The sequence below is a fragment of the Thalassospira sp. MCCC 1A01148 genome, assembly GCF_001613795.1.
Lineage (GTDB): Bacteria > Pseudomonadota > Alphaproteobacteria > Rhodospirillales > Thalassospiraceae > Thalassospira.
This window is the reverse complement of sequence record NZ_LPVZ01000019.1, coordinates 158560-184758: the sequence shown is the minus strand read 5'-3', so window position 1 is coordinate 184758 and position 26199 is coordinate 158560. Positions and strand designations below refer to the sequence as shown.

23 protein-coding genes are annotated in these 26199 nt (G+C 55.0%); 15 read left to right on the top strand and 8 right to left on the bottom strand.

The window, feature by feature from the left end:
* Positions 1-31 precede the first annotated feature (31 nt).
* The 8 genes from AUQ43_RS08695 to AUQ43_RS08660 all read left to right on the top strand — a co-directional run bounded on the left by AUQ43_RS08695 (position 32) and on the right by AUQ43_RS08660 (position 10462).
* On the top strand, positions 32-1564 hold the full coding sequence (locus AUQ43_RS08695) for a sugar ABC transporter ATP-binding protein (protein ID WP_062955862.1): 1533 nt from the start codon (positions 32-34) through the stop codon (positions 1562-1564).
* A complete protein-coding gene (locus AUQ43_RS08690; RefSeq protein ID WP_232310636.1) occupies positions 1561-2616 on the top strand; it encodes an ABC transporter permease in 1056 nt (351 codons plus the stop codon). The genes AUQ43_RS08695 and AUQ43_RS08690 overlap by 4 nt, the downstream gene beginning before the upstream one ends.
* Positions 2617-2635: 19 nt before the next feature.
* The gene (locus tag AUQ43_RS08685; RefSeq protein ID WP_062955861.1) at positions 2636-3598 is read left to right on the top strand and encodes a sugar-binding transcriptional regulator; all 963 of its coding nucleotides are present in this window, start codon (positions 2636-2638) and stop codon (positions 3596-3598) included.
* Complete coding sequence (locus tag AUQ43_RS08680) at positions 3598-4593, top strand: aldo/keto reductase (protein ID WP_062955860.1); 996 nt, start codon at positions 3598-3600, stop codon at positions 4591-4593. Before AUQ43_RS08685 ends, AUQ43_RS08680 begins: the two co-directional genes overlap by 1 nt.
* An 11-nt stretch (positions 4594-4604) precedes the next feature.
* Complete coding sequence (locus AUQ43_RS08675; protein ID WP_062955859.1) at positions 4605-6299, top strand: glycerol-3-phosphate dehydrogenase/oxidase; 1695 nt, start codon at positions 4605-4607, stop codon at positions 6297-6299.
* Between the two features lie 37 nt (positions 6300-6336).
* Positions 6337-7185, top strand: a complete 849-nt coding sequence (locus tag AUQ43_RS08670; protein ID WP_062955858.1) for a class I fructose-bisphosphate aldolase — start codon at positions 6337-6339, stop codon at positions 7183-7185.
* A 5-nt stretch (positions 7186-7190) separates the two neighbouring features.
* Positions 7191-8708 (top strand): FGGY-family carbohydrate kinase, encoded by a 1518-nt coding sequence (locus AUQ43_RS08665; RefSeq protein ID WP_062955857.1) that lies wholly within the window; start codon positions 7191-7193, stop codon positions 8706-8708.
* A 140-nt stretch (positions 8709-8848) separates the two neighbouring features.
* A complete protein-coding gene (locus tag AUQ43_RS08660) occupies positions 8849-10462 on the top strand; it encodes a GMC family oxidoreductase (RefSeq protein ID WP_062955856.1) in 1614 nt (537 codons plus the stop codon).
* Between the two features lie 83 nt (positions 10463-10545).
* On the opposite strand, the gene AUQ43_RS08655 is transcribed toward AUQ43_RS08660, so the two are convergent.
* The 8 genes from AUQ43_RS08655 to AUQ43_RS08620 all read right to left on the bottom strand — a co-directional run bounded on the left by AUQ43_RS08655 (position 10546) and on the right by AUQ43_RS08620 (position 17832).
* Positions 10546-12177 (bottom strand): acyl-CoA dehydrogenase family protein, encoded by a 1632-nt coding sequence (locus tag AUQ43_RS08655; protein ID WP_062955855.1) that lies wholly within the window; start codon positions 12175-12177, stop codon positions 10546-10548.
* An 11-nt stretch (positions 12178-12188) separates the two neighbouring features.
* Positions 12189-12650, bottom strand: coding sequence for a thioesterase family protein (locus AUQ43_RS08650; RefSeq protein WP_062955854.1), 462 nt, complete (start codon positions 12648-12650; stop codon positions 12189-12191).
* A 21-nt stretch (positions 12651-12671) separates the two neighbouring features.
* On the bottom strand, positions 12672-13151 hold the full coding sequence (locus AUQ43_RS08645) for a MarR family winged helix-turn-helix transcriptional regulator (RefSeq protein ID WP_198157161.1): 480 nt from the start codon (positions 13149-13151) through the stop codon (positions 12672-12674).
* Positions 13152-13175: 24 nt separating this feature from the next.
* On the bottom strand, positions 13176-14498 hold the full coding sequence (locus tag AUQ43_RS08640) for a TRAP transporter large permease (protein WP_062955853.1): 1323 nt from the start codon (positions 14496-14498) through the stop codon (positions 13176-13178).
* Positions 14495-15058 carry a TRAP transporter small permease gene (locus AUQ43_RS08635; RefSeq protein WP_062955852.1) on the bottom strand — a complete coding sequence of 188 codons (564 nt, stop codon included), beginning with the start codon at positions 15056-15058 and terminating at the stop codon, positions 14495-14497. The genes AUQ43_RS08640 and AUQ43_RS08635 overlap by 4 nt, the downstream gene beginning before the upstream one ends.
* 1 nt (position 15059) lies before the next feature.
* A complete protein-coding gene (locus AUQ43_RS08630; RefSeq protein WP_062955851.1) occupies positions 15060-16112 on the bottom strand; it encodes a TRAP transporter substrate-binding protein in 1053 nt (350 codons plus the stop codon).
* Positions 16113-16253: 141 nt separating this feature from the next.
* Positions 16254-17033, bottom strand: coding sequence for a crotonase/enoyl-CoA hydratase family protein (locus AUQ43_RS08625; RefSeq protein WP_062955850.1), 780 nt, complete (start codon positions 17031-17033; stop codon positions 16254-16256).
* Between the two features lie 34 nt (positions 17034-17067).
* On the bottom strand, positions 17068-17832 hold the full coding sequence (locus tag AUQ43_RS08620; protein WP_062955849.1) for an SDR family NAD(P)-dependent oxidoreductase: 765 nt from the start codon (positions 17830-17832) through the stop codon (positions 17068-17070).
* Positions 17833-18076: 244 nt separating this feature from the next.
* On the opposite strand from AUQ43_RS08620, the gene AUQ43_RS08615 reads away from it, so the two are divergent.
* The 7 genes from AUQ43_RS08615 (at position 18077) to AUQ43_RS08585 (ending at position 26162) form a co-directional block, all read left to right on the top strand.
* Positions 18077-19942 carry a feruloyl-CoA synthase gene (locus AUQ43_RS08615; protein ID WP_232310635.1) on the top strand — a complete coding sequence of 622 codons (1866 nt, stop codon included), beginning with the start codon at positions 18077-18079 and terminating at the stop codon, positions 19940-19942.
* A 1-nt stretch (position 19943) separates the two neighbouring features.
* Entirely contained in the window at positions 19944-21194 is a 1251-nt protein-coding gene (locus AUQ43_RS08610; RefSeq protein WP_062955848.1) for a thiolase family protein, read from the top strand.
* Positions 21195-21400: 206 nt separating this feature from the next.
* Positions 21401-22429 (top strand): TRAP transporter substrate-binding protein, encoded by a 1029-nt coding sequence (locus tag AUQ43_RS08605; RefSeq protein ID WP_062955847.1) that lies wholly within the window; start codon positions 21401-21403, stop codon positions 22427-22429.
* 65 nt (positions 22430-22494) lie between these two features.
* A complete protein-coding gene (locus tag AUQ43_RS08600) occupies positions 22495-23082 on the top strand; it encodes a TRAP transporter small permease (RefSeq protein WP_062955846.1) in 588 nt (195 codons plus the stop codon).
* Positions 23075-24370, top strand: coding sequence for a TRAP transporter large permease (locus AUQ43_RS08595; protein WP_062955845.1), 1296 nt, complete (start codon positions 23075-23077; stop codon positions 24368-24370). Before AUQ43_RS08600 ends, AUQ43_RS08595 begins: the two co-directional genes overlap by 8 nt.
* Before the next feature lie 10 nt (positions 24371-24380).
* Complete coding sequence (locus AUQ43_RS08590) at positions 24381-24836, top strand: DUF3237 domain-containing protein (protein ID WP_062955844.1); 456 nt, start codon at positions 24381-24383, stop codon at positions 24834-24836.
* 378 nt (positions 24837-25214) lie between these two features.
* A complete protein-coding gene (locus tag AUQ43_RS08585; RefSeq protein ID WP_062955843.1) occupies positions 25215-26162 on the top strand; it encodes a cyclase family protein in 948 nt (315 codons plus the stop codon).
* Positions 26163-26199: the final 37 nt, after the last annotated feature.

The window sequence follows — 26199 nt, the reverse complement described above, 5'->3', positions numbered from 1 at the left end:
TCCTTCTTTCCATCGCAAGGCATCTGGTTCCATGCAGCCCATTCTAGAAGTTCACGATATCCATAAGTCATTCGGCCCCGTACAGGCACTGCGCGGTGTGAACCTGTCGTTGATACCTGGCGAAGTACATGCCCTGATGGGGGAAAACGGTGCGGGAAAGTCGACCCTGATGAATATCCTGAGTGGTGTATTCTCGCCTGATCAGGGACGTATTCATTTCAAGGGCCAAGACATCATTCTGCCCAATCCGGCCACGGCACAGGCGCACGGTATCGGCTTGGTGCATCAGGAAATTGCACTGTGTCCCGATATCTCGGTTGCCGAAAACATCCTGATGGCGGCGACCAATGCGCGGAGGTCGTTCTTGATGAATGATCGTGAACTGCGCGAACGTGCGACCAAGATCTTGTCGGATCTGGTGCCGATCCCGGTCGATGAAAAGGTCGGAAACCTGCCCATCGCAAGTCAGCAGATCGTCGAAATTGCCAAGGCATTGACCCTTGATTGCGATGTCTTGATCTTTGACGAGCCAACCGCGGCCCTGACCGACAAGGAAGCGGATGCGCTGTTTCGCATCATTGCCGATCTGAAGGCACGCAATATCGGCATCATCTATATCAGCCATCGCATGGCGGAAATCTTTGCCATTTCCGACCGAATTACCGTTTTCCGTGATGGAACATTCATCGAAACACTCTTGACCGCCGACACCACGCCAGATGCCGTGGCGACCAAAATGGTCGGGCGCGAAATCCTTAATCAGTTTCCCGCCAAGAACGACAACCCGGGCGACGATATCCAGCCCCTGATGTCGGTGCGTGACCTGTCGGATGACGGTTTCCTGCGCGATATCAGTTTTGATCTGCGCAAAGGCGAGGTTCTCGGGCTTGGTGGTTTGATTGGTGCGGGGCGCAGCGAGCTTGCCCATGCAATTTGTGGCTTTGGCAAAAAAACAGCTGGGCACATCACCATGCATGGTGCCGATTTTGCACCGAAAGATTATTCCGACAGCATCAAGAACGGTCTGGTTTATCTGTCAGAAGATCGCAAGGGATCGGGCGTGTTTCTTGATCTTTCGATATCGGCCAACATTTCCGCCCTCGATCTTGCGTATGTCAGTGCGCGTGGCTTTGTGCGTCAGCGCATGGAACAAAACCGTGCCGAGGAACTTGGAAAATTGATGTCCCTGCGCTGTGCGCATGTATCACAACCTGTGTCGTCACTCAGCGGTGGTAACCAGCAAAAGGTCGCCATTGCCAAGATGCTCTCGGTGCAGCCGGACATCATCATTTTTGACGAGCCAACGCGCGGCGTTGATGTCGGTGCAAAAAGTGAAATTTACAGCATTCTTCGAAACCTGGCGGCAGATGGGGTCGGGGTTCTGGTGATCTCATCGGAAATGCCCGAACTGATTGGCCTGTGTGACCGCATCCTCGTGCTGCACGAAGGGTCAATTGCCGGCGAAGTCGAAGGCGAAACCATGACCGAAGAAGAGATCATGAAATTGGCTTCGGGGCTGGGGGGCCAAAATGGAAGCCCGGCAAAGAGGGGGGTGGCGTTATGACGATGGTCAAGGCACTGAAATCAGGAACCAAATCAAAAACTGAAACGACAAAACCGGAGACAACCACATTGGAAAACGGTGTGCACAACCGGATGCTTGGCATCTTCAAGGCCCGCGAAGCAGGGCTTGTGGCCATCATTCTGATCATCTGCATCGCAATGAGCTTTGCCTCGCCCTATTTCCTGACCTGGCAGAACTTCCGCGCGATGTTGCTGTCCTTCTCGATTGAGGGGATTGTCGTTGTTGGCATGACGATACTGCTGATTGTCGGGGGCATTGATTTGTCGGTCGGGTCGGTTGTGTGCCTTTCAATGGTGATTGGCGGGAAGCTGTTCCTGATGGGGGTGGATCCCTGGTCTGCCAGCGTGATCGCGATCCTTGCGTGCGGTTTTATCGGTTTCCTGATGGGGCAATGTGTCACGCGAATAGGACTTCATTTCTTTATCGTGTCACTTGCCTTCATGGTGATCGCGCGCGGGTTGTCGCTTCTGATCACCAAGGGCACGCCGCAGTCGCTGTTCTCGCTGCCGCCAAGCTTCAAGTTTGTCGGACAGGGAGATATCGCAGGCATGCCGTTTGTGATCATTCTGTTTTTTGGACTGGTTATCTTTTTCGATCTGCTGCTGCGTCATTCGACGATCTTTCGCAAGGTCTATTACACCGGCAGTAACGAAAAGGCCGCGCTGTTCTCGGGCATTAAAACCAAGAACATCAAAATCTTCTGTTCGACCCTTTGCGGTCTGCTGTCGGGTGTCGCCGGTGTCGTCTATATGGCCCGTTTTGGCGCCGCGACACCGCAATTTGGCATCGGTATGGAATTGAGTGTGATTGCCGCGGCCGTCATTGGGGGCGCAAGCCTGAATGGTGGGGTAGGCACCATCTTTGGCGCAGTTTTGGGTGCTGCACTTCTGTCACTTGTGACCAGTTCGCTGATCCTTCTTGATGTGCCGGTTTATTGGCAGGACATCATCCGCGGTCTGATTCTTCTGGTTGCGGTTTCAGCAGATCACTTGCTGAACCGTCGCAAACGCAACACGTCGGCCCAATCGTAATCCAGGCGAGATAATAACAATGACGAACAGTACAGAATTCGAACGTCTGCGCCGTCTGCACAAAGTGCTGGTGATGTTCTATGAACAGAATATCTCCCAGGCCAAAATCGCAGAAATGACGGGCATTTCCCATACCACCGTCAACCGGTTGGTCAAGGAAGGTCAGGAACGTGGGCTGGTCGAAATTACGGTCAAATCACCGTTTGGCAACATGACCGACCTTGGTGCAGTGATCGCGGAACTTGGGCGCATCGATAACGCGATTGTCGTGCCCGAAGTGTCGACCGATCCAAATATCACAATCAAATCAACGGCTGATGCTGCGGCAGCGGCCCTGTTTGAAAAGCTTGAAGACGGCATGACAATTGCCATTTCCGGCGGGGTCGGTGTCAGTGCGATTGTCGAAGCGATGAAACCTAAACGCAGCTACGACGTGACCGTCGTGCCGGCAACCGGAGGCGTTCAGGGCAAATATTACACCGACGTCAATCAGGTATCGATGGCGATGGCCGAAAAGCTTGGCGGGCGTGCCCTTCAGCTTCATGCCCCGATCATTGCAGGGTCGCGGGAAGCCCGCGATACGCTGCTCGATGTTCGCTCTATCCGTGACGTTTTTGATGTCGCGCGCAAGGCGGATATCGCGGTGATGGGCATTGGTTCAGTCCGCGCCAGCACATCGACCTATCTGTCACTTGACGAAGATATCGACCGGGAAGAAGTCCTTGCGTCCGGGGCATGCGGCGAATTGTTGGCACATGTGATCAACAAGGACGGTGCGCCTTCTGATTATTCGGGCAACGACCGTGTGGTTGCCCTTTCGCTCGATGAACTGCGTCAGATCCCGCACCGCTTTGCAATTGCCAGTGGACAACACAAGGCAGAACCGATTGCGGCCGTCCTGCGCGGTGATTTCCTGACGACTTTGGCCATGGACGAGCAAACCGCCTATGCGGTCAACGACATACTAAAAGGAGATGCCTGATGGCACAGCTTATTCGTGAAATTGGAAAATCCGGTGTTTCGGCATCTGCAATCGGGCTGGGCACCTGGGCCATGGGGGGCTGGATGTGGGGCGGTCACGACGACGTCAATTCCATCAAGGCCATTCAGGCATCGGTTGATGCCGGTGTGACCCTGATTGATACAGCACCGGCATATGGGCTTGGTCGTGCAGAAGAACTGGTTGGCAAGGCCATTGAGGATCGTCGTGATCAGGTCGTGATTGCCACCAAATGCGGCATGGTCTGGGACACCGACAAGGGGAACTATTTTGTCGACGAGCATGACAAGAAAATCCACCGCTATCTCGGTGCGGAATCTGTTCGCAGCGAGCTTGAAACAAGCCTGAAGCGTCTGCGCACCGATTATGTCGACCTTTACATTACCCACTGGCAGGACCCGACGACGCCGATTTCCGAAACCATGGGGGCCCTTCTTGATCTGAAAAAAGAAGGCAAGATCCGCTCGATCGGGATTAGCAACGTGAACGCCGATGAAATGAAGCAGTATCTGGCGGCTGGTCAACTCGACTGCATTCAGGAATGCTACAACATGCTCGACCGCCAGCTTGAAGATGAGCTGATCCCGCTATGTGTCGAAAATAACGTGGCGATACTGAGCTATTCATCGATGGCGCTTGGTCTGCTTTCAGGCAAAATCGGCCCGGACCGCGTGTTCGAAGGCGACGATCTTCGTCGTGAAAACCCTAAATTCTCGGTCGAGAACCGCAAACGTGTTGCCGACTTCATGAAGGTCCTTGATCCGATTGCGCGGGCTCACAATGTCGAACCGGGCCAGATCGTGATTGCGTGGACCATTTCTCAGAAGGGGATCACGTTTTCACTTTGCGGGGCGCGTAATGCGACGCAGGCAATCGAAAATGCCCGCGCGGGTGAGGTGACGCTCAGCACCGATGAACTTGCCATCATTGACCAGGCAATCGCGGCCCATCTTGGCCCAGTTGCACGGGCTGCCTGATTGATTTTGTGATGACACAGAATTCACAGGAGACAGCAATCCCGCAACGGGCCACGGTTGTGGTCGTTGGGGGCGGGATCAACGGGATCAGTGTGTTCCGTGATCTTGCCCTGCAGGGGGTGGATGTAGTGTTGCTTGAACAGAGTGATTTCTGTTCCGGGGCCAGTGCCGCGTTGTCACGGATGGTGCATGGCGGTTTGCGTTACCTTGAAAATGGCGAGTTTCGTCTGGTGCGCCAGTCCTTGCAGGAACGTGATTTTCTGCTGCGCAATGCCCCGCATTACGTCTTTCCGTTGCCAACGCTTGTGCCGATCTTTGATACGTTTCAAGGGTCGCTTGCATCGCTGAAACGTTTCATTGGTTTGGGCGGCGGTCCGTCACGTCGATCTGCTGTTATGATCAAGATCGGTTTGACGCTTTATGACTGGCTATCACGCAAAAGCCGTACGATGCCAGCCCATGAATTCGTCTCGCGCCGAAAGCTGCGAGATATGGCACCGGCACTTTCACCCAACGCCAAATTTGGGGCGATCTATTACGACGCTTGGGTGAAATATCCCGAGCGCCTTGGTATCGAGATGATTCTTGATACTCAGCAAAGCTGTCCGAATGCGCGGGCCTATTCATATGTCGCGGTGGAAGACGTCGACGGTGCCGACATCCATTGGCGTGATCGCCTGACAGGCGAAACCGGGACTATCACGCCTGATCTTGTGGTAAATGCCACCGGCGCGTGGGTTGATTTCACAAACCTGGCTTTGGCCGGTGGTCAGGAAAACGACACGCCGCGTTTTGTGCGCGGGACCAAGGGATCGCATTTGATGATCCGCAATGACCAGCTGGCAAAGGCGCTTGGCGATCAGATGGTCTATTACGAAAATGCCGATGGCCGGATTTGCATCGCATTTAACTATCTTGGTGTGTCGCTGGTCGGGTCGACCGACATCCTGATTGACGATCCGGAACTGGCACGCTGCGAAGCCACTGAAAAGGACTATATGCTCCGCGCCCTGCGCTTTGTGTTCCCGGACATCAAGGTTGCCGAGAAAGACATTGTTCATGTCTTCACCGGTGTCAGGCCATTGCCTGTCAGTGATGCAGATGCGACAGGCAGAATAAGTCGGGATCATTCGCATCGGGAACAGGAAGCCAATGAAAAGCGGAACTTCCCGGTCATCAGCCTGATCGGCGGAAAGTGGACAACATTCCGCGTATTCGGCGAAGAAATTGCGGATGTCGTTTTGAAACGTCTGGGACGCAAACGCAATTGCAGCACAGTGAATATCAAGATTGGCGGCGGACGTGATTTCCCGATGTCCGAAAGTGATCTGGATGACTGGATCAGTGCAGAGCTGATTGACCTGGAAATTGATCGTCCAACATTGGAACGTTTTGCCGAACGTTACGGCAGTCGGGCACGGGATGTTGCACGCTTTTGCCAGTCGGGCGCGGACAAGCCCCTTTCGGCTGTACAAACCTATAGTCAGCGCGAAATTGAATTTCTTGTTCGCAACGAAAAGGCACGCAGTCTTTCCGACATTCTGTTGCGCCGGACCGCAATCGGTCTTGAGGGCGGGATCACGCAAAACCTGATCGAAGAAATTGGCAAGTTGATGTCGGACATCCTGGGCTGGTCGGCATCGGAACTTGATCACCACAAACAATTGCTGCGCGACGAGCTCGGCAAAAAACACAGCATTGTCTGAATAACAATCCCGGGCCACCGGGGATAGAGGAGGTATTATGTACGTAACCAAGAAAGTTCGTTTGAACCGTTTGATGAAAAACGGCCGTTGCCTTGATGTCGCGATTGATCACGGCGTGTGTAATGAACCAAGCTTCATGGTCGGTCTTGAAGACGTTGAGGCCGTCGTCAGGTCGCTGGTGGATGCGGGCCCGGATGCCATTCAGATGAACTACGGGCAGTCCGATGTGTTGCAGACCTTGCCCGGCGAAAACCGTCCGGCATTGGTGATGCGTGTTGATATGGGGAACCCCTATAACAAGGAACGCCATCGTGCGATGTGGGCTATCATGCAAAATGAAACAGATCCGATCCTGCCGGCCCTGCGGATGGATGCGGCTTGTGTCGTTGTCAATCTGTTCATGCTGCCCGATGAGCCGGACCTGTTCCGTCAATGCGTCCAGAACATCTCAAAGCTTGGCAATGACTGCGAAAAATACGGTATGCCGCTTATGATCGAACCACTGGTCATGCAACCCAACAGCGCACGTGGCGGGTATCTTGTTGATGGTGATACCGAAAAGGTCACCACACTTGTCCGTCTTGCCCGTGAATTGGGTGCCGACATCATCAAGGCGGATCCGACCGACGATCCCAACGATTTCCACCATGTGGTTCAGGCGGCCCGTTGTCCTGTTCTCGTGCGTGGCGGTGGCAAGGCCGAATTGCGCACCGTGTTTGATAACTCGGCAGCCCTAATGGCGCAGGGCGCACACGGGATGGTGTATGGGCGCAATATCTATCAACATGACAATCCCAAGGCCGTTGTTGCGGCCTTGATGGCAATGATTCACGAAGGGGCAGATGGTGCTGCTGCGTGGGACATTTACAGCGGGTTTGAAGGTTAACGCAGATGGGACGTTATTTTCTTGGAATTGATGCGGGCAACACGGTCGTAAAGACCGTGTTGTTTGACGCCGCGGGATCCGAAATTGCCCATGCCTGCCGCGAGGCGGTTTCACATTGCCCGCATCCGGGGTTTGTCGAGCGCGATATTGACCAGCTTCGTCATGACTTGATGGCCGTGGTGACAGAAGTCGTCCAGAAAGCCGGTGTCGAGACCAGCGACATTGCCGCAATTGGCAGTGCTGGGCATGGCAATGGCCTGTACCTTTTGGGTGCAGGTGGCAAGGCGCTTTTGGGAATTCAGTCGCTTGATACGCGGGCCAACGCACTCGTCGATACCCTGACATCGAAGGGCGTCGGGGACGTTAGCTATCCAATTTCCGGTCAACGGCCCTGGGTGTCACAAACGCCGACCTTGTTGGCATGGATCAAGCGCGAACGCCCTGAAATCTATGCCAAAACGCAGACTGTCTTGCTGTGCAAGGATATCGTGACCCATGCCCTGACCGGCGAGCTTGTCAGCGACATTTCGGACATGGGGGGATGCGGCATGTTGCGTATGCCCGAAAATGTCTATGACGATGGCTTGCTTGATGCGTTTGGCATTGGTGATGCGCGTAGCAAGCTTCCGCGTCTCGCAAAGCCAAGCGAAATCGTTGGTCACGTAACCGAAGCAGTCGCGCGTGAAACCGGCCTGTGTGCCGGGACGCCTGTGGTTGCGGGTTTCTTTGATGTGATTGCAAGTGCGCTCGGATCAGGTGTTGCGCGGCCGGGCCAGGCTTCCATGATCATTGGCACCTGGAGCATCAATCAGATTATTGTCGAGAACATTGATTTCACCAGCGAGAACGAGATTTTCATGTCATCGGGCTATGCCGATGACCGGTTCATGTCGATCGAAAGCTCGGCGACATCGGCCGTCAACCTTGAATGGCTGGTGCGAGAATACCTTGAACATGACGCCGAGGTTGCTGCCGGGAAATCGCCCTTTGAATTGGCCAATGAACTGGTCAGCCAAAGTGCATTTCGTGAAGACGGGCCGTATTATCATCCGTATCTGTACGGGGCGCCGGGCAATGGTACTGCGCGCGCCGGGTTCTTCGGGGTTGGTGGTTGGCATGGGCGTGGCGACATGTTGCGCGCAATCTATGAAGGCGTGACCTTTGCCCACCTTAACCACATGGACAAGCTGCGTGCCACGGGGGTCACCTTTGACAAGATCATCTTGTCAGGCGGTGGGGCACGCAGCAACATCTGGCCCCAGATCATCTCAGACATTCTTGAACTGCCGCTGACTGTGGCGAAGTGTCAGGAAACCGGGGCGTTGGGCGCTGCCATGGCAGCATCCGTTGGGGTCGAGATGTATCATGATTACGCGCAAGCCGCTGACAAGATGGTTCAGGCGGACCGTCATTACAGTCCAAATGCCGATGCCAGTGAAATTTATCGCAAACGGTTTGCCACCTGGCGCGAACTGGAACAGGCCATGCTGCCATTCTGGTCGCGCTTTGCCGCCGCCTGTTAGCGCGTGGCAGACGACTGCGTCGTCCTTGACCCTGTCAGAGCCAGCGGCCTGACAGGGTCCCGTTTCTTGATCTTCTGACGATACCACCCTGTGGCGTGGGGCTGGATTTGTGTGCCGTTCTGGCATCGCGGAGAAAACAGATGTCGTTCGACAATGCATCCTTTGACTACATTATTATCGGTGCCGGATCTGCCGGCTGCGTTCTGGCCAATCGGCTAAGTGCGGATCCACGCAACAGTGTTTTGCTGGTCGAAGCCGGGGGCAAGGACAGCTATCCGTGGATCCATATTCCGGTCGGTTATCTGTTTTGCATCGGCAATCCCAAAACCGACTGGCTTTATAAAACGGCTGCCGAAAAAGGTTTGGGTGGACGCTCCATTGCCTATCCGCGCGGGAAGGTGCTGGGCGGCTGTTCCTCGATCAATGGCATGATCTATATGCGCGGACAGGCCGCTGATTACGATCGCTGGCAATCACAAGGGGCGACTGGCTGGGGCTGGAATGATGTTTTGCCCTATTTTGTGAAATCCGAAAATTATCACGAACTGGCAAACGGTCATGGCAACCACGGTGAACTGCGTGTCGAAAGACAACGCCTGCGCTGGGATGTTCTTGATGCAGTCCGCGATGCGGCCGAAGAAATCGGCATTCCCAAAACCGATGATTTCAACGCCGGGAACAATGAGGGATCGGGCTATTTCGATGTGACGCAAAAACGCGGCGTTCGCTGGAGTGCTGCGCGTGCCTTCCTGAAGCCTGTCTTGTCGCGGCCCAATCTGTCGGTGATGACAAAGGCCACAGTGGTGGGCCTCGAAACTGAAGGTGCGATTGCACGGGGCGTGACCTATCAACGCGGAGGCAAGACCAAAACAGTACGGGCCAACCGCGAGGTCATTTTGTCCGCGGGTGCAATCGGAACGCCGCAAATCCTCAAACTGTCTGGAATTGGGCCGGGGGCAGAGCTTTGCGATCACGGTATTACGGTGAAACATGACTTGCCCGGTGTCGGCGAAAACCTTCAGGACCATCTGCAAATTCGAACGGCCTTCCGCGTCCAGGGGGCGAGGACACTGAACGAGATACAGTCAACCGCACTCGGCAAAGTTAAGATTGCGCTAGACTATGCCTTGCGGCGGCGTGGGCCGATGGCGATGGCGCCAAGTCAGTTGGGCATCTTCACAAAGTCCGATCCGGCTTTTGAAACACCCAACATCGAATATCACGTTCAACCGTTGTCACTTGATAAGTTCGGGGATCCCTTGCACGATTTTCCAGCAATCACGGTTTCGGTTTGCAACTTGCGTCCGACCAGCACCGGACGTGTCACACTGACATCGCGGGACCCGAATGCTGCGCCGCATATTGCGCCAAATTACCTCAGTACAGATCAGGACCGGCAGGTTTCCGTGCAGTCAATTCGTCATGCCAGAAGGTTGATGGCGACCAAACGCATGGCGCAATTCTGTCCGGTTGAATTTGCACCAGGCGCGGAAATCACATCAGATGAAGCCTTGGCCGAGGCGGCCGGAAAGGTCGCAACGACAATCTTTCATCCGGTCGGAACCGCAAGGATCGCGCACAGGGATGACCCGATGGGTGTCGTTGATCATCGCCTGCTTGTTCGCGGCTTCTGCAACTTGCGGGTCGTCGATGCGTCGGTAATGCCGTCAATTGTTTCGGGCAACACACATGCCCCGGTTGTCATGATTGCAGAAAAGGCAAGTCAGGCAATACTCGAAGATCAAAAAGGCTAGGCCTGCGGCAAGTTGATTTGTGCGGGGGAGCTTCACCCAGCACGTTGGCATCACCGCTTGCCCCCAACATTCCTGCCAACTTTTCAGTTTGGGCTGGTAACTGCGTTGCGGGCTTTGCTGGTGGCCAGTGCAACAGCACCCCATTCCCTTGCCTGATCAAGGCAGGCCTGATAGCGCGTGCTCTGGGATGCGGAAAGGCTGCCCGCCAGCTCGCTCCAAATCGCAACCCCATAGGTCGCGGCACTGATTTGCATATAGTCGTGGGCGAACTTTTCCGGGGTGTCGCTGGTGGTGATTTCCGAGGTCATCTGACGCCAGTGTTCGAGAAGTTCCGTCGCCAGAGTGATGTAGCTGTCGGACGCGGCAAGCAATTCGCCAATCCATGCGTCAAAGGCCTTGGCACTCGCGCCATCCTTGTGGCGTGTCAGTCGGCCGGCAAGCGTCAGCGCATGGATGCCGTTCGTGCCCTCATAAATCTGGCAGATGCGGGCATCACGCAGTGTTTGTTCCACCCGGTATTCACGTAAATATCCATACCCGCCAAGAACCTGTATGCCGATATGGGCTGCTTCAACCCCGGCATCGGTGCAGAACGATTTGCAAATCGGGGTCAGGAATTCGACAAGGTCGGAATGTGTGTCTGTCTCCATCAGGGCAAAGGTCTTGTAGGCCATCAGGCGACCTGTCATGGCCAGCATGTCCTGACGGGCAAGCTGGCGCGCAATATCGTGATGCTGATCGATTGCAATCGGTTGCCCACTGGCGCGATCCCGGCCCTGTTTGCGCTCTGCGGCGTAGCTTTGGGCAATTTGATGGGCGCGCGCCGCATGGGCCACCCCCTGTAAGGCGACATCAAGGCGCGCATGGTTCATCATGGTGAACATGCACATCAAGCCCTTGCCAATCGGTCCAATCGGCGTTGCGGTTGCCCGGTCAAACGCCAGTTGGCAGGTGGGGGAGGCATGCAAACCCATCTTTTCTTCGATCCGGGTGACCGTAACAGCGTTGCGGTCGGTCTCGCTCGAATGTGACGGACAAAGAAAAAGCGTCAGGCCCCGTACGCCGTCTTCACGGGTGCCGGTCCTGGCCAAAACCAGATGCAGGATTTCATCGCTCAGGTCCTGATCCCCGCCGGAAATAAAGATTTTCTCTCCGTTCAGAATCCAGTGGCCGTCTTGCCTTTGGCTTGCAATCGTGCGGATATCCGAAAGATCGGACCCTGCTTGCGGTTCGGTCAGGCACATGGTGGCAAGGTGGCTGCCTGATGCCAGCTTTGGCAACCAGGTATGGCGTTGTTCATCCGTGCCAAATTTGGCAATCAGTCTGGCCGCACCCGGGACAAGTCCGGTGATCATCTGAAAGGAATGGCAGGCCCCTGCCAGTATCTCGCTGATCGCGCCACAGACGGTGGCGGGGGCACCCTGACCATCAAATTCCTCGGCCAGTGATATCGCCTGCCAACCCTGTTCGACATAGGCCTGATAGGCATCGCTGAAACCCGATGGCATCTGGACCCGTCCATTTTCGATCCGGCAACCTTCCTGATCGCCCTGTTCATCAATCGGCGCGATCACGTCTTCGGCAAAGCGGGCAAAATGATCCAGAATTTCACGGGTGATTTCCGCGTCAAACCCGTGTTCTGCAGCGTGATTTTCATCGCCGGTTACAGACAGGGCAAACAGAATATCTTCAGTTGGGGCTTTGAAGGGGATCACGATGGCGTCTCTTAGACTTGTGTTTCCTGGCGAAGGGTCAGGCGGATAACCTTGTCTTCAGACAAAGCGGTCTTGACCGCGTCCGGCACAGGAACAGCTGCCAGACTTGCCGGGTTGTCCGGGCTTGCGCGCCCCCAAACACGGGTTTGCGATCCTTCAAGCAAGGTTGTTTCGCCCAGCGTGAACCGATGGGAAAGATCAAATGATTTCCCACCCCAGCGTGACACTTCGACATGATGCTCAATCAAATCCCCGACCCGTGCGGGTGCCATGAAGCTGGCGTCACCGCGCACCAATGGCGTGCCACGAAAATCGGGATCGTTTGCAATCATGGTCGCAAGATCGAACCCGGCCACCGACAGCAAGGCCAGAAGGCCACCTTCCATCCAGTCGTAGAAGTTCGGGTTGTAGACAATCCGGGCCGGATCGCAGTGACCCCATTCAACACGGATTTCTCGGGATAGTCGCAGCATGGGCGTAACCTGATCTGAAAGTTATTTAACCTGTTGAATCCGGATCAGCATCCGGACCAGAAGATCACGTTCTTCTGGGCTGAAATCTTCAAGAAGCTTTTCCTCGTGCCTTTGAACGGCCAGACTTGCCTCGTAAAACAGGCTGACGCCTTTGGTGGTTGTTCTAAGGGCATAGACCCGGCGATCCGTCGGGACCTTGTTGCGTACGATCAACCCGCGTGATTGCAATTCATCGACCATCACCACAATGTTGGATCGCTCCATCGAAAGGGCGCGTGCAAGATCGGTTTGGCTGATGTCCGGGTTCTCGTTGATGATCGCAAGCGCACTGAAGGTCGTTGGTTTAAGGTCAAGATGCGTCAGGCTGGCGACGAAATCGCTGTGCAACGACATATAAGCGCGTTTGAGGTTATATCCGACAAACCCGCGCAACGGGCTGTCTGTTGACAAGTCCGTAAGCTGCGTATCCTGATCTGCAGTCTTTTTCTTGTTTGCGTGCAAGGGTTTCTCCATTTGTTGGCCAGGCTAACCTGTAACGATATCAACAAGCCAGAATGTCAGGGCAGGAAACGCAACAATCACCGCGATGCGCAGGCATTCAACGATCAGGAAAGGCACAGCCCCGCGAAAGATCTTGCGTGTCGGAATGTCTGGTGCCATTGCCGATATCATGAACAGGTTCAAGCCCACAGGTGGCGTAATCATACCCAATTCAACAACGATCAGGGAAATGATACCGAACCAGATCGCCTGGTGCGTCGGATCCATGCCAAAGTCCATCGCCATAAAAGCGGGGAAAAATACCGGAACCGTCAACAGGATCATCGACAGGCTGTCCATGATGCAGCCCATAATGATGTAAAACAGAATGACGGCCAGCAACACAGTCATCGGCGCGATGCCTGCCGTTCCGACCCACTCGGCGGCCATGGTCGGGACACGGGTCAGGGCAAGCGCCACGTTGAAAAGGTCCGCCCCAAAGATGATCGCAAAAATCATGGCAGTGGACCCGGCTGTTTCAATCACACATTCAAACAGACCCTTGGCTGTAAGGCTGCGCATCAGAAAACCGGTTAGGGCAATCAATACAACACCGACCGACGCCCCCTCGGCCGGGGTAAAGACACCGCCATAAATGCCGCCAAGCACGGCAATGAACACCAGTGCAATATGCCAGATTCCGCCAAGCGATTTGATCCGTTCGCGCATGGGAACACCGGGATGGGCGGGGCCTTCTTCGGGGAACAGGCGCACATACACCCCGATCGCCAGAATGAAACCCAGTACTGCAAGAATGCCGGGAACCGTTGCAGCCAGAAACAGTTTGACGATGTTCTGTTCAGTCAGCAGGGCATAAATGATCAAGACAACCGACGGCGGGATCAATATCCCAAGTGTGCCGCCCGCAGCAAGCGTGCCCGCGCCCAACGCGCCGGAATAACCATGTCGGCGCATCTCCGGCAGTGCGACCTTGCCCATGGTGGTCGCGGTGGCAATGGATGATCCACAAATTGACCCGAATGCGGCGCAGCCTGCAACCGATGCCATCGCCAGACCCCCGCGCCAATGACCAAGCCAAGCATTGGATGCGGTAAAGATTGCTCTGCTAATGCCGGTCCGGGTCGCAATTTGCCCCATCAGGATAAACAGCGGGATAACAGCAAGGTCATAGGAGATGTATTTGTCTACAATCGCAGTCTTCAGATAGGCCGACAACGGTAGCCATCCCGACAGAACCACATACCCGCCGGCGCCAACGATGGCCATCGCCAATGCAATAGGCATGCGCAAGAAGATAAGGATCATCAGGACGATGACCATGACGATGCTGATTTCAACCGGACTCATTTCAGGGTTTCCGTTTGGGAATTATTGGGATCGGGTCGCGCAAACTGTTCAAGTGCGTTCGACAACGCAGTCAGGGATGAAAGTCCAAGTCCAAGCAGTGCGAACCCGTAGACGATCCATGTGGGCATTCTCAGAAGCATACTGCGGTCGTTATACTCATACATATCAATCAGGCCGTATGCGACGCGCCACGTGATGATAACCCAGGCAAGACAGAACAGGGCTTCCCACACTTGATCAAGAAGCTTGCGGGTCCGCATGGGGAAAGCCATGCTGAAAATATCGACCATGACATGGTTGCCCTTGCGCTGGCACAACGGCAAAAACAGAAATGCGGCTATTCCGCATCCCATTTCGACGATTTCAAAGTCACCACGAATACCGCCAATGCCGATATATCGCATCAAAACCGACAGCGTGACGGTAACCGCCACGCCAACAATCACCGCCCCGGCAATTGCCGCAGCGGCAATGCAGGCGCGATCAACAAACTGGCCAAGGGATTGAATGGACGCGGCAAGGTTGCCGCGCCCATTGTGATCACGGGTGGATCCTGACATCTCAGGCGGTCTCTGCGTCGATCAGTTGATTAAGGCGATCAATCATCGCCTTGCCGTCATGTCCTGCATCGTTCAGCGTTTCGATCCAGTCATCAATTACCGGCTGGGTGGCCGTCTGCCAGCGTTGAACCTCGTCTTTGGGAATCTCGACGAACTGGTTCCCGCGGTCTGCACACATTTTGTATCCAACCGATTCAAAGCTGTCGAACTGTTTGCCGATCTGGCGTGAAAGTTCGATGCCGGAGTTGGCATCAATCACAGCTTTCAGGTCATCAGGCATGCGGTCATAGGCATTACCCGCCATCAACAAGCCAAACGAGTTGGCATAAAGGCCGCGACCACCCTCGGCAGGTGCGCAATGTACCGATGTCAGTTCATGAAGCTTGAACGCAGGGACAACCTCATATGGCAGGCAGGTGCCGTCAATCACGCCATTGGCCAGGCCCACTGCCATCTCTGTGACCGGGAAAAAGACGGGCTCCGCGCCCAGAATGGACAAGGCTTTGCCGACACTCTGGTTTGGTGCGCGGATCTGCAGGCCATCCAGGTCCGCCTGACTTTGGATTGGCTGGTCGCGCATGTGGAATTTGCCACCTGCATGAACATGGAATGCCAACGGCTTCATGCCGCGATATTCGTCCTGACCGAACTCATCCATGAATTTATGCATCGCCACCGATGTTGCTTCGGCAGTCGTGACCATGAAGGGCAGGCTGAGCGTTTCGGAGACCGGATAGCGGCCCGGCGTATACACCGTCAATGTCCAGGCGATATCAACGACATTGTTTGCCACCTGATCTGCGAGTTGCGGTGGTTTGCCACCAAGCTGCATGGCCGGGAAAATCTGGATATCAATGCGGCCATCTGATTGCTCGCGAATGGTCTTGGCCCATGGTTCAAAGAATGCTTTGTGCATGGGGGCAACGGGTGGCAGCATGTGGTGCAAACGAAGTGTCACTTCGGCTGCCCGTGCTTTGCCGATGATGGCCGGGGCAGCAAGAGCACCACCCATAATTCCGAGCATCTGTCGGCGGTTCACTGAAAATCCTGACATCGAACGTCTCCTCAAAAATTGGATACACCTTTGTTTGCCGGTGTTCCTGTTCCTACCTGACTGTTCTGGCGACCGCTTTGGTGCGGTTTCTTGCCTGATGTTTTAGGTGCAGAAGAACGACACGCCCCCTGAACCCAAGCTTCACTTGAAATTCGGGGCGCGTTTTTCCAGAAAGGCCCGAAGACCTTCCTGTGCGTCTTCACTTGTTTGGGTCAATGCGGCGCAAAGACTTTCGGTAAACAGACCGTCGGCCTTTGCCATGTCTTCAATCCGGGCCAGTGCCTGGATCATGACATAGTTGGAAAGCTGTGCGTTTTCGGCAACCGTGGCTGCCAGTTCTTCAGCTTTGGATTTTGCATCGTCTTCGGTGTCACACACGTAATGAGACAATCCGAGACGCAGACCATTTTCGGCGTCATATTTCCGCCCGGTCAGCATCATTTCGATCATGCGGTCTGCGCCCAGGATGCGGCCGATCCGCACAGAGGCACCGCCACCGACAAAGATGCCACGGCGGCCTTCCGGCAGTTGATAAAAGGTTGTCTTGTCGGCAATACGGATGTGGGTGGCGCTGGCCAGTTCAAGACCCCCGCCAATCACCGCACCCTTAAGAAGCGAAATGACCGGCAATCCGCCAAACTGGATCATGTCCATGATCCGGTGCCAGTTTCGCGAATGACGCATCGTTTCCGCAGCATTGCGTGCCACATGTTCGGCAAGATCAAGCCCCGCAGAAAAATGCCCGCCTTCCCCGGCCAGAATGATGACCCTGACATCCTTGGGCGGGTTGGAGAAAAATGCATCCAGTGCTTCCATGAGCGTATCACTGACGGCGTTTCGCTTGTCAGGTCGCGTGATGGTCAAACGTGCAATCGAACCATCGATCGCAACGTCCAATACGTCATTCGCGCCATTCGTCATGTTCTTGTTCCTTAATTTAACTATCAGTCTGTCTTTATCGGGCCTGGAGGCGAACTGCGCCGTCAAGGCGAACAACAGTGCCGTTGAGCATGGTGTTTTCAACAATGTGCCGCGCCAGATCGGCAAATTCCTGTGCTTTGCCAAGGCGCTTGGGAAACGGGATATTTGCCGCAATTGCTTCGCGGGCAGCATCGGGCAGGGTGTCGGTCATGGCGGTGGCAAACAATCCGGGCGCAATTGCCATCACCCGTACACCGATCCGCGCAAGCTCACGCGCAGCGGGCAGGGTCATTGACGCAATCCCGCCTTTGGACGCCGCATAGGCACACTGACCAATTTGCCCGTCCTCATACCCGACTGACGATGTATTGATGATGACGCCGCGCTCCCCGTCGTCATTAAGAGGGGTCGCTTCAGACATCAGTTGTGCAGCATGACTCATGCTGATGTAGCTGCCCGTCAGGTTGACATTGAGTGTCTTGATGAAATCGTTGATCGGCAGTGTCCCGTCGCGGGGCAAGATGCGGCTTGCTGTACCGATACCAGCGCAATTAACCAACACGCGCGGGATGCCCAAACTCTGCTTAACCTTCTTGAAGGCCTCTGCAACCGAGTCAGGATCTGAAACATCGACTTCAAAGCCGATGCCGCCCGTTTCGCTTGCAATGCGTTTCGCTGCATCCGGGTCGCGGTCAAATATCGCAACCCGTGCCCCGGCAACTGCAAATGTACGTGCCGTTGCCGCGCCAAGACCGCTTCCGCCGCCTGTTACGATTGCGGGAATCTGATTAAGCAGCATTTCCTCACCTGAGTTTGTTATGTTTTATAACAATTATATTTACACATCAAAAATGCTGCGTCAATCGCGTTTAATGCGATGAAAATACAGGCAGATTCTCCTGTACTCGCGCGCGATCTATATAATGCAATGCGCGATCATGTTCCTGTCATAGGCACGCTGCAAGATATTCCACTTGATGTAATGAATCATGATTGTTATGAATTATAACAAATAAGAAAAGATAAATTGGAGGTTTCGTCTCATGGCGATGGTTGCTGAACCCGGACTCCGTCCGGTTCGCATGGGTGATACGCGTGTCGCTGTATCAAAGGGAGAAAACGGCACGATCTATATGCGATCGTGCGAAGAGCCGGATGAATACCCGCGTGCCATTACGGACCGCCTGGATCACTGGGCGGAGCAGGCGCCGGACCGATTGTTCATTGCTGACCGGGATGCCAAAGGTGAATGGCAATCGCGCACCTATCGGGAAACCCGCGATCAGGTGCGCAGCATTGCGCAGTATCTTTTGGCGCAGAACCTGTCAGAAGATCGTCCGGTTCTGGTTTTGTCAGGCAACAGCCTTGAACATGGCTTGCTGGCGCTGGCATCAATGTATGTCGGCATCCCTTATGCGCCAGTCTCACCGGCTTATTCTTTGATTTCAACAGACTATGCCAAGTTGCGTCATATCGTTGATTTGCTGCAACCTGGTCTGATCTTTGTTGATAATGGTGCCAAATACGTCAAGGCACTGGCAGCAGTGATGCCAGCAGATGCCCGCCTCGTCGTGATTGAAAACCCGCTAAGTGCACATACCTGTGACCTTTTCAGTGATGTCGTGAACACCAAGGCAACCGGCGCTGTTGACAGTGCGAATGCAAAAATCACCGAAGACACAATCGCCAAGTTCCTGTTTACGTCCGGCTCAACGGGTATGCCGAAGGCGGTGATTAATACCCAGCGCATGTTGTGTTTCAATCAGATGATGCTGCGTCATACTCTTGCATTCTTGCAGGACGAGCCCCCCGTTCTTATTGACTGGTTGCCATGGAATCATACCGCAGGCGGGAACCATAATTTCGGGATCGCCCTCTACAATGGCGGCAGCTTCTATATTGATCAGGGCAAGCCGACACCCGATGGCATTATCGAAACTGTCCGAAATCTCTGCGACGTTTCCCCGACATTGTATTTCAACGTCCCAAAGGGATACGAGGCCCTCGTCCACCACCTTCGGGACAACAAGCGGCTGTGCGAAAGCTTCTTTGCCAGATTGAAACTGATGCAATATGCCGGGGCGGGACTGTCACAGTATGTTTGGGACAGTCTTGAAGAGGTGGCTGTTGATACCGTTGGCGAAAAGGTCATGATCGTCACCGGTTATGGCTCGACGGAAACTGCGCCATTTGCCTTCACAACCACTTGGCCTGTTGATCAGGCCGGAAGTGTTGGTCTGCCTGCCGTCGGTCTCGAAGTCAAACTTGTCCCCAATGCTGAAAAGCAGGAACTGCGCCTGCGTGGGCCAAGCATCACGCCGGGCTACTGGCGTCAGCCGGACAAGACCCGCGAGTCCTTCGATGAAGAAGGCTATTACATGATCGGTGACGCGCTCAAATTTGTTGACCCCGATGATATTGAGCGCGGCTTCCTCTTTGACGGCCGCGTCAGCGAAGATTTCAAGCTTTCGACAGGTACGTGGGTTCATGTCGGCTCCATCCGTGCGGCGATTGCCGAGACCTTTGCGCCTTATGTGCGTGATGCGGTTCTGACCGGTCTGAATGAAAATCATATCGGTGCTCTTTTGTTTGCCGATTTCACCGCGTGTCGGAAACTGTGCGACGACCTTCCCGCAGATGCATCTGAACGTGACATCGCAACCCACCCGGTTGTGCGATCTGTGTTTCAGGAACGTCTTAACGCGCTTGGTGCCAAGGCAACGGGAAGTGCCCAGTTTGTGGCGCGCGCCATTCTGCTGGAAAGCTCGCCAGACCTTGATGCGCATGAAGTGACCGATAAGGGATCCATCAATCAACGTGCCGTTCAGGCCAAGCGCGCTGACAAGGTTGCGGATCTGTATCGTGATCCGATTCCGGCCGGCGTCATGGTTGCGAAAAAAGGGAACTGACATGGCTGCGAATTCCAAAGGTCTGCGGACCGAGTTTGAAGACGTTTGGCTGCTTGGCGGCAAACGCACACCTTTTATTGACTACACGGGCGCTTTCGGCCTGATTTCGCCGATTGATCTGGGGATCAAGGCCGCACGTGCCGCCATTGCGGATGCCGGGGTGAGCGCCGCTGATATCGATTTCACGGTTGCCGGTTCGATGGCCCAGGCGTCTTATGACGCCTATATGACGCCGCGCCATATCGGGTTATACGCGGGCGTTCCCTACGATCGTCCAGCGCATCTTGTGCAGCGTATCTGCGGGACAGGCATCGAAGTGATCTTGCAGGCGGCGGACCATATTTCGCTTGGTCGTGGTGATCTGGCGCTATGCGTTGGCACAGAATCCATGAGCCGCAACCCGATTGCGGCCTATACCCATCGCAGTGGTTTTCGCATGGGGCAGGTCGAATTCAAGGACTTCCTGTGGGAAGCCCTTCTGGATCCGGCCGTTAGTTGCACCATGGGCGATACGGCCGAAAACCTTGCCAAAAAATACAACATCACCCGTGAAGAAGTGGATCGTTTTGCCGAACGCAGTTTTGCGCGCGCGGTCAGTGCGCAGCAAAATGGGTTCCTCGGTGGCGAGATTGTCGCCGTCACCAATGAAACCTTTGAAATGGAAAACGGTAATCCGCGCACCATCAAACTCCCGCGCAAGGTCGAAGCCGTTGACGCCGACAGTCACATTCGCCCGTCTCCCTATGAAATCCTGTCCAAGCTTCGCCCGGCATTCGGGGGTGTCCAGACCGGCGGTAATTCATCTGCCGTGGTTGACGGTGCCGCCGGTGTGGTTCTGGGAAGTTCCGAATATGCCAGGCGCAACGGTCTGACACCGCATGCGCGCATTATTGCGGGCGCGGCTGTGGGTGTGCCCCCGGAAATCATGGGTATCGGCCCGGTCCCGGCCATTCAGGCGGTTCTTGATCAAACCGGTCTGACCGTTGATCAGATTGACCGGATCGAAATCAACGAGGCCTTTGGGGCACAGATCCTGGCCTGTATTCGCGAACTTGGCTTGGACGAGGACAAGGTCAACGTTAATGGCGGCGCAATTGCGATTGGTCATCCGCTTGGCGCGACCGGCGTGCGCATTACCAACACGCTTGCGCGCGAACTGACCAAATCCGGCGGTCGCTATGGCATCGCATCCGCTTGCATCGGCGGTGGTCAGGGGATTGCAGTTTTGATCGAAAATTCAGAATTGGCATAGGCACGATCCAAGGCGCCATCCGCTGCGCCGGGTCGCGACAACCGGAGACGTTATTTTTAGCCGGGACATTGGTTTTGGGCCCGGTTTGGCGATCAGCCCAACCCATGGGGCAAAGGCTTCCAAGGGTGGTCTGATCAAATCGAGAAACCGACAGACAAGGCAACAAAAACAAAATTGCCGGTGCCGGTTTGCTCAGGGAGGAAACAATGAAACGACTTAAACTTGGTTCAGTGATTGCCTTGGCTTCAGTTGCCGCCATGTCGGCCATTTCCGGTGCGTCTGCCCAGGAAGTGAATTTCCGTCTGGCCCACTGGTTGCCGCCAACCCACCCGGTCCAAACCATGGGTCTTGAGGATTGGACTAACTCTATTCGCGATGCATCGGGCGGCAAAATCGACTTCACGATTTTCCCGGCCCAGCAACTGGGCTCAGCACCTGATCACTATGACATGACCCGCGATGGCATTGCCGATATCGGCTATATCAATCCGGGTTATCAGGCCGGGCGTTTCCCGATCTATGGCCTGACCGAGGTGCCCTTCAATGTGAAGGATGCGGTCAATGGGTCGGTCGCCCTTCACAAGTGGTATGCCAACTACGCCGAACAGGAAATGCCGGAAGTCAAACTGTGTCTGGTGAACCCGCATGACCCCGGCACCATCCACTCAAAAATGCCGGTCCGCGTTCCGGAAGATATCAACGGCCATGCCGTGCGTCCGGCCCATGCCACCATGGCACGGTTTGTAAACCTGCTGGGTGGGGCCAGCGTTCAGGTCCCGGCCCCCGAGGCCCGCGAAGCCATTGCCAAGGGCACGGCAGATGCGATCACCTTCCCGTGGAACTCGATCTATATCTTCGGGATTGATCAGGAAACCAAATATCACCTTGATATGCCGTTCTATGTCTCCTCGCAGATCCTTGTGATCAATCGCGGTGTCTATGACGGATTGTCGGCCGAAAACCGCAAGGTCATGGATGATCACTGCACGCCGGAATGGTCCGGTCGTTTTTCCAAGGGCTGGGCCGAGAACGAGGCATCGGGTCGCGACAAGATGATGGCATCGGGCGATCATGAACTGTATCAGCCGACCGCCGATGAACTGCAACAATGGCGCGATGCCGCCGAACCGCTTGTTGCCCAATGGCGCGAAAGTGTTACGGCCAAGGGCGGTGATGCCGATGCCATTTACAAGGCTTTCATCGACGCGCTCCAAGCCGAGAACGCCAAGTATTGATGACACTCCCTGTATCGGCGGCATCGCATCCCGGTGCTGCCGATACCTCTGAAAGTGCATAAATCATGCGGGTTCTTCATCGCTCCCTGACATATCTCGAAGCCTTTTCGCGCAAGGTCGAAATAGTCTCGGCCATTTTGCTTGCGGTGATCACGTTGCTGGTTCTGGCATCCGCAATTGGGCGCTACCTGTTTGCATGGCCGATCCCCGACGCGTTTGATTTTTCGCGCCTGTTTCTGGGCGTGGTCATTATGTGGGGTTTTGCCTGCGTGGGGTATCGCGGGTCGCACATCAAGGTTGATCTGTTCGCCCTGATGCTGCCCGCGCGCGTCCGGCGTTGGACGGATTTCTTTGCCTGGATGGTCTTGCTGGGCTTCACCGGCTTGCTGTGCTGGAAGATGCTGGCGCGTGTCACCAGCGCCTATAACAGTGGCGAGACGACATTTGATCTGCAAGTGCCCGTCTGGCCGGTCATGGGGCTGATCTGGCTTGGTGTTGCGGTCAGCATGCTGACCATTCTGGCGCGTGCCTTGATGATCGCGCTGACCAATGCCGGTCTGGATGATTTTGAACCCGCCGAGTCAGAGCCGCATATTGCCTCCGACCCGCAAAAACAAAAGCAAACTGGTGGTTCAGGGGGAAGTGATGACTGAAGCCGATTTTGTCGCACTGGGCGGGTTTGTTGCGCTGTTTGCCCTGATGCTGCTTCGGGTTCCGATCGGCATTGCGATGGGGATTGTTGGTGTCGGTGGATTTGCCGCGATTGTCGGCCCGACGCCTGCACTCAACCTGCTGGCGCAATCGCCGATCCGCACCATCACCGACTTTAACCTCAGCCTCATTCCGTTCTTTATTCTGATGGGCGTTCTTGCCACCAATTCCGGCATGTCGCGCGAACTGTTTCGCGCAGGGCAGGCGTGGCTGGGATCATTTCGGGGCGGCATGGCGCTTTCGACCATTGCATCCTGTGCCGGGTTTGCCGCCATATCGGGATCATCAGTGGCAACAGCGGCAACGATGACCAAGGTTGCTTTGCCGGAAATGCAACGCAGCGGCTATCGCGATCATGTGGCGACCGGGGTGATTGCTGCGGGCGGAACGCTTGGCATTCTGATCCCGCCATCGGTTGTTCTGGCGGTGTATGGCTTTATCACCGAACAGGATGTCGGCAAGCTTTTCATCGCGGGAATCATTCCGGGCCTTCTGGCGATTGTGATGTATATGCTGGCCTTTCGGGTGACCTATGCTCGTGGATTACCAGCAGGCGAACCCTTTGATTTGCGCAACGCCATTCGCTCCTTGCGCGATGTGTGGGCGGTCCTCGCCCTGTTCATCGCCATTATCGGCAGCATCTATCTGGGTGTCGTGACCGCGACCGAGGCCGCGGCAGTTGGGTCTGTCCTGACCGCCCTGATCGGGGTGATCCGCGGTCGGCTTGGCTGGCGCAGTATTCTTGATAGCCTGATTGAGGCCCTGCGCACCTCGGTTGCGATTTATACCATCCTGATCGGTGCGATCCTGTTTGGCTATTTTCTGGCCATCACCCAGACACCGCAAAAGATCACAGCTTGGCTGGTCGGGCTTGATATCGGGGCCTATCCGACACTTGCCCTGATCCTTGTGTTCTTCCTGTTGCTGGGCTGCATCCTTGATGCCATGGCGATGATCATTCTTCTGGTGCCCATCGTTTTTCCTGTGGTCACCCAGTTGGGGTTTGATCCGATCTGGTTTGGCATCATCGTCGTCATGACGGTTGAACTTGGCCTGATCACCCCGCCTGTCGGAATGAATGTGTTTGTCATCAATTCGATTGCGCGCGAAGTGCCGCTACAAAAGGTTTTTCAGGGCGTCATCCCGTTTGTTGCGGTCGACATCATTCGTCTGATCCTTTTGGTTGCGGTGCCATCCATTGTTCTTTTCCTGCCGACGACCATGAACTAAAGAGGCCGATATGAAGCTTGAGATTGAACATTTTTGCGATCTGACGGTCGAACTGGAAGCCCCGATGGAATTGGGCAACTCGATGCGCGGCACACGCCGGATCATCCCGATCATAGGCGGCCATGTTGAAGGCAAGTCGTTGAATGGTCGCGTTCTGGCTTTGGGTGCGGACTGGCAAACCGTTTTCGACAACGGTGTGGCCGAACTCGACACCCGGTATTGCATCGAAACCCACGACGGGGCGTTGATTGACATCCGCAATTTCGGGTTCCGGCATGGTCCCAAGGATGTTCTGGACGCGCTTGCACGCGGCGAACATGTCGATCCGTCGAAATATTACATGCGCACGCAGCCCCGGTTTGAAACCGGCGATGAACGCTATAGCTGGCTGAACCATCGCATCTTTGTCGGATCCGGACAGCGCGAAAAAAGCACGGTTTATGTGTCGGTCTATCAGGTTCTTTGAACGAGTTTCTTTATTCCGTAAAACCGTGGAAATTCGTCAAAAACTTACCCGAGGAAGTTACTGTGCTCGACCGTGAGGGCACGATAATCGATTGATTTTCTTGAATAATATTCTGCCTCAAAATCTGTTTCACCTAGTGAGTGGGAGTTCGATTCTCCCCGGGGGCACCATCGCTTTTTCTCCAAACGTAATATATCGCGACAAAACCATGCCGTGCATTGTATGGCTGGTCTGGCAGCCGGAGCGGCAAGCGATCATCTCAAGGAGTTCTTGAGCGGCGACCGCTCAACAAAACGCTGATTTCCCTGAGTTTTGGTCATTTTTTGTTGGCACAAGAATTGCCCTTCCCTGAGTCCTTATCAACTTAGGGAGGAAATAATGCAAAAAGTAAAAATCGTGACCTTTGCATCCGCAATGCTTGGTGCAATCGGAATTGTTGGCTCTGCGTGTGCTGATGAAAGGTTCAGTTCTCACTTTGGTCCGGAAGATCAGATCGGGGCAGCGAACTATCTGACTTCGGAAGTAACACTTGCAGCCAGCAAGCTGATTTCCGAAGGCAAGGTCTATTCACTGGGAATGGAAGTTTCACGTGATACGCCGGCCTTTGCACCACGTGGTGTCGCAGTGACGGTTTTCTCGCCCGGACAAAGCGGTAACAAAACAATCGGCAGCAATGCGGGAACCTACAACGATGACATGTTCACCGGCTGGCTCGGTGTCGGGACACAGATTGATGGTCTGGGCCATCTGGGTGATCATCATACCTATTATAACAATAACCACGCCGAAGACATGGTCGCAGCCACCGGCCTGACCAAGCTTGGCATTGAAAACGTGCCACCAATGGCAACGCGTGGTGTTCTGCTGGACGTTGCGGCGATCAAGGGGACGGATCGTCTTGAAGGCGGCTATGTCATCACCCTTGAGGACATCTTGGCGGCCCAAAAAGCGGCAGGTACCGAAATTCGCAAGGGAGATGTGGCTCTGATCCATACCGGATGGCTTGATTTGGTCGGGAAGGACAACGAGCTTTACGGGACGACCGAACCGGGCCTCGGTCTGGAAGCAGCGGAATGGTTGGCAAATCAGGGTGTTGTGGCCGTTGGCGCCGATACATGGGGGCTTGAAGCTGTTCCCCATGAAGATCCCAGTACTTTCTTCCCGGTCCATGTGAAGCTTCTGGCAGAAAACGGTGTCTATATTCTTGAAAATATCGTCACCCGGGACCTGGCCGCAGACCGGGCGCACGAGTTCCTGTTCGTTCTCGGGCAGGCCAAGCTTAAGGGCGCTGTACAGATGATCATCAACCCGGTTGCCATTCGCTAAGCCGGTCTGATCATTTTGATAACTTTAGAACCGGCGG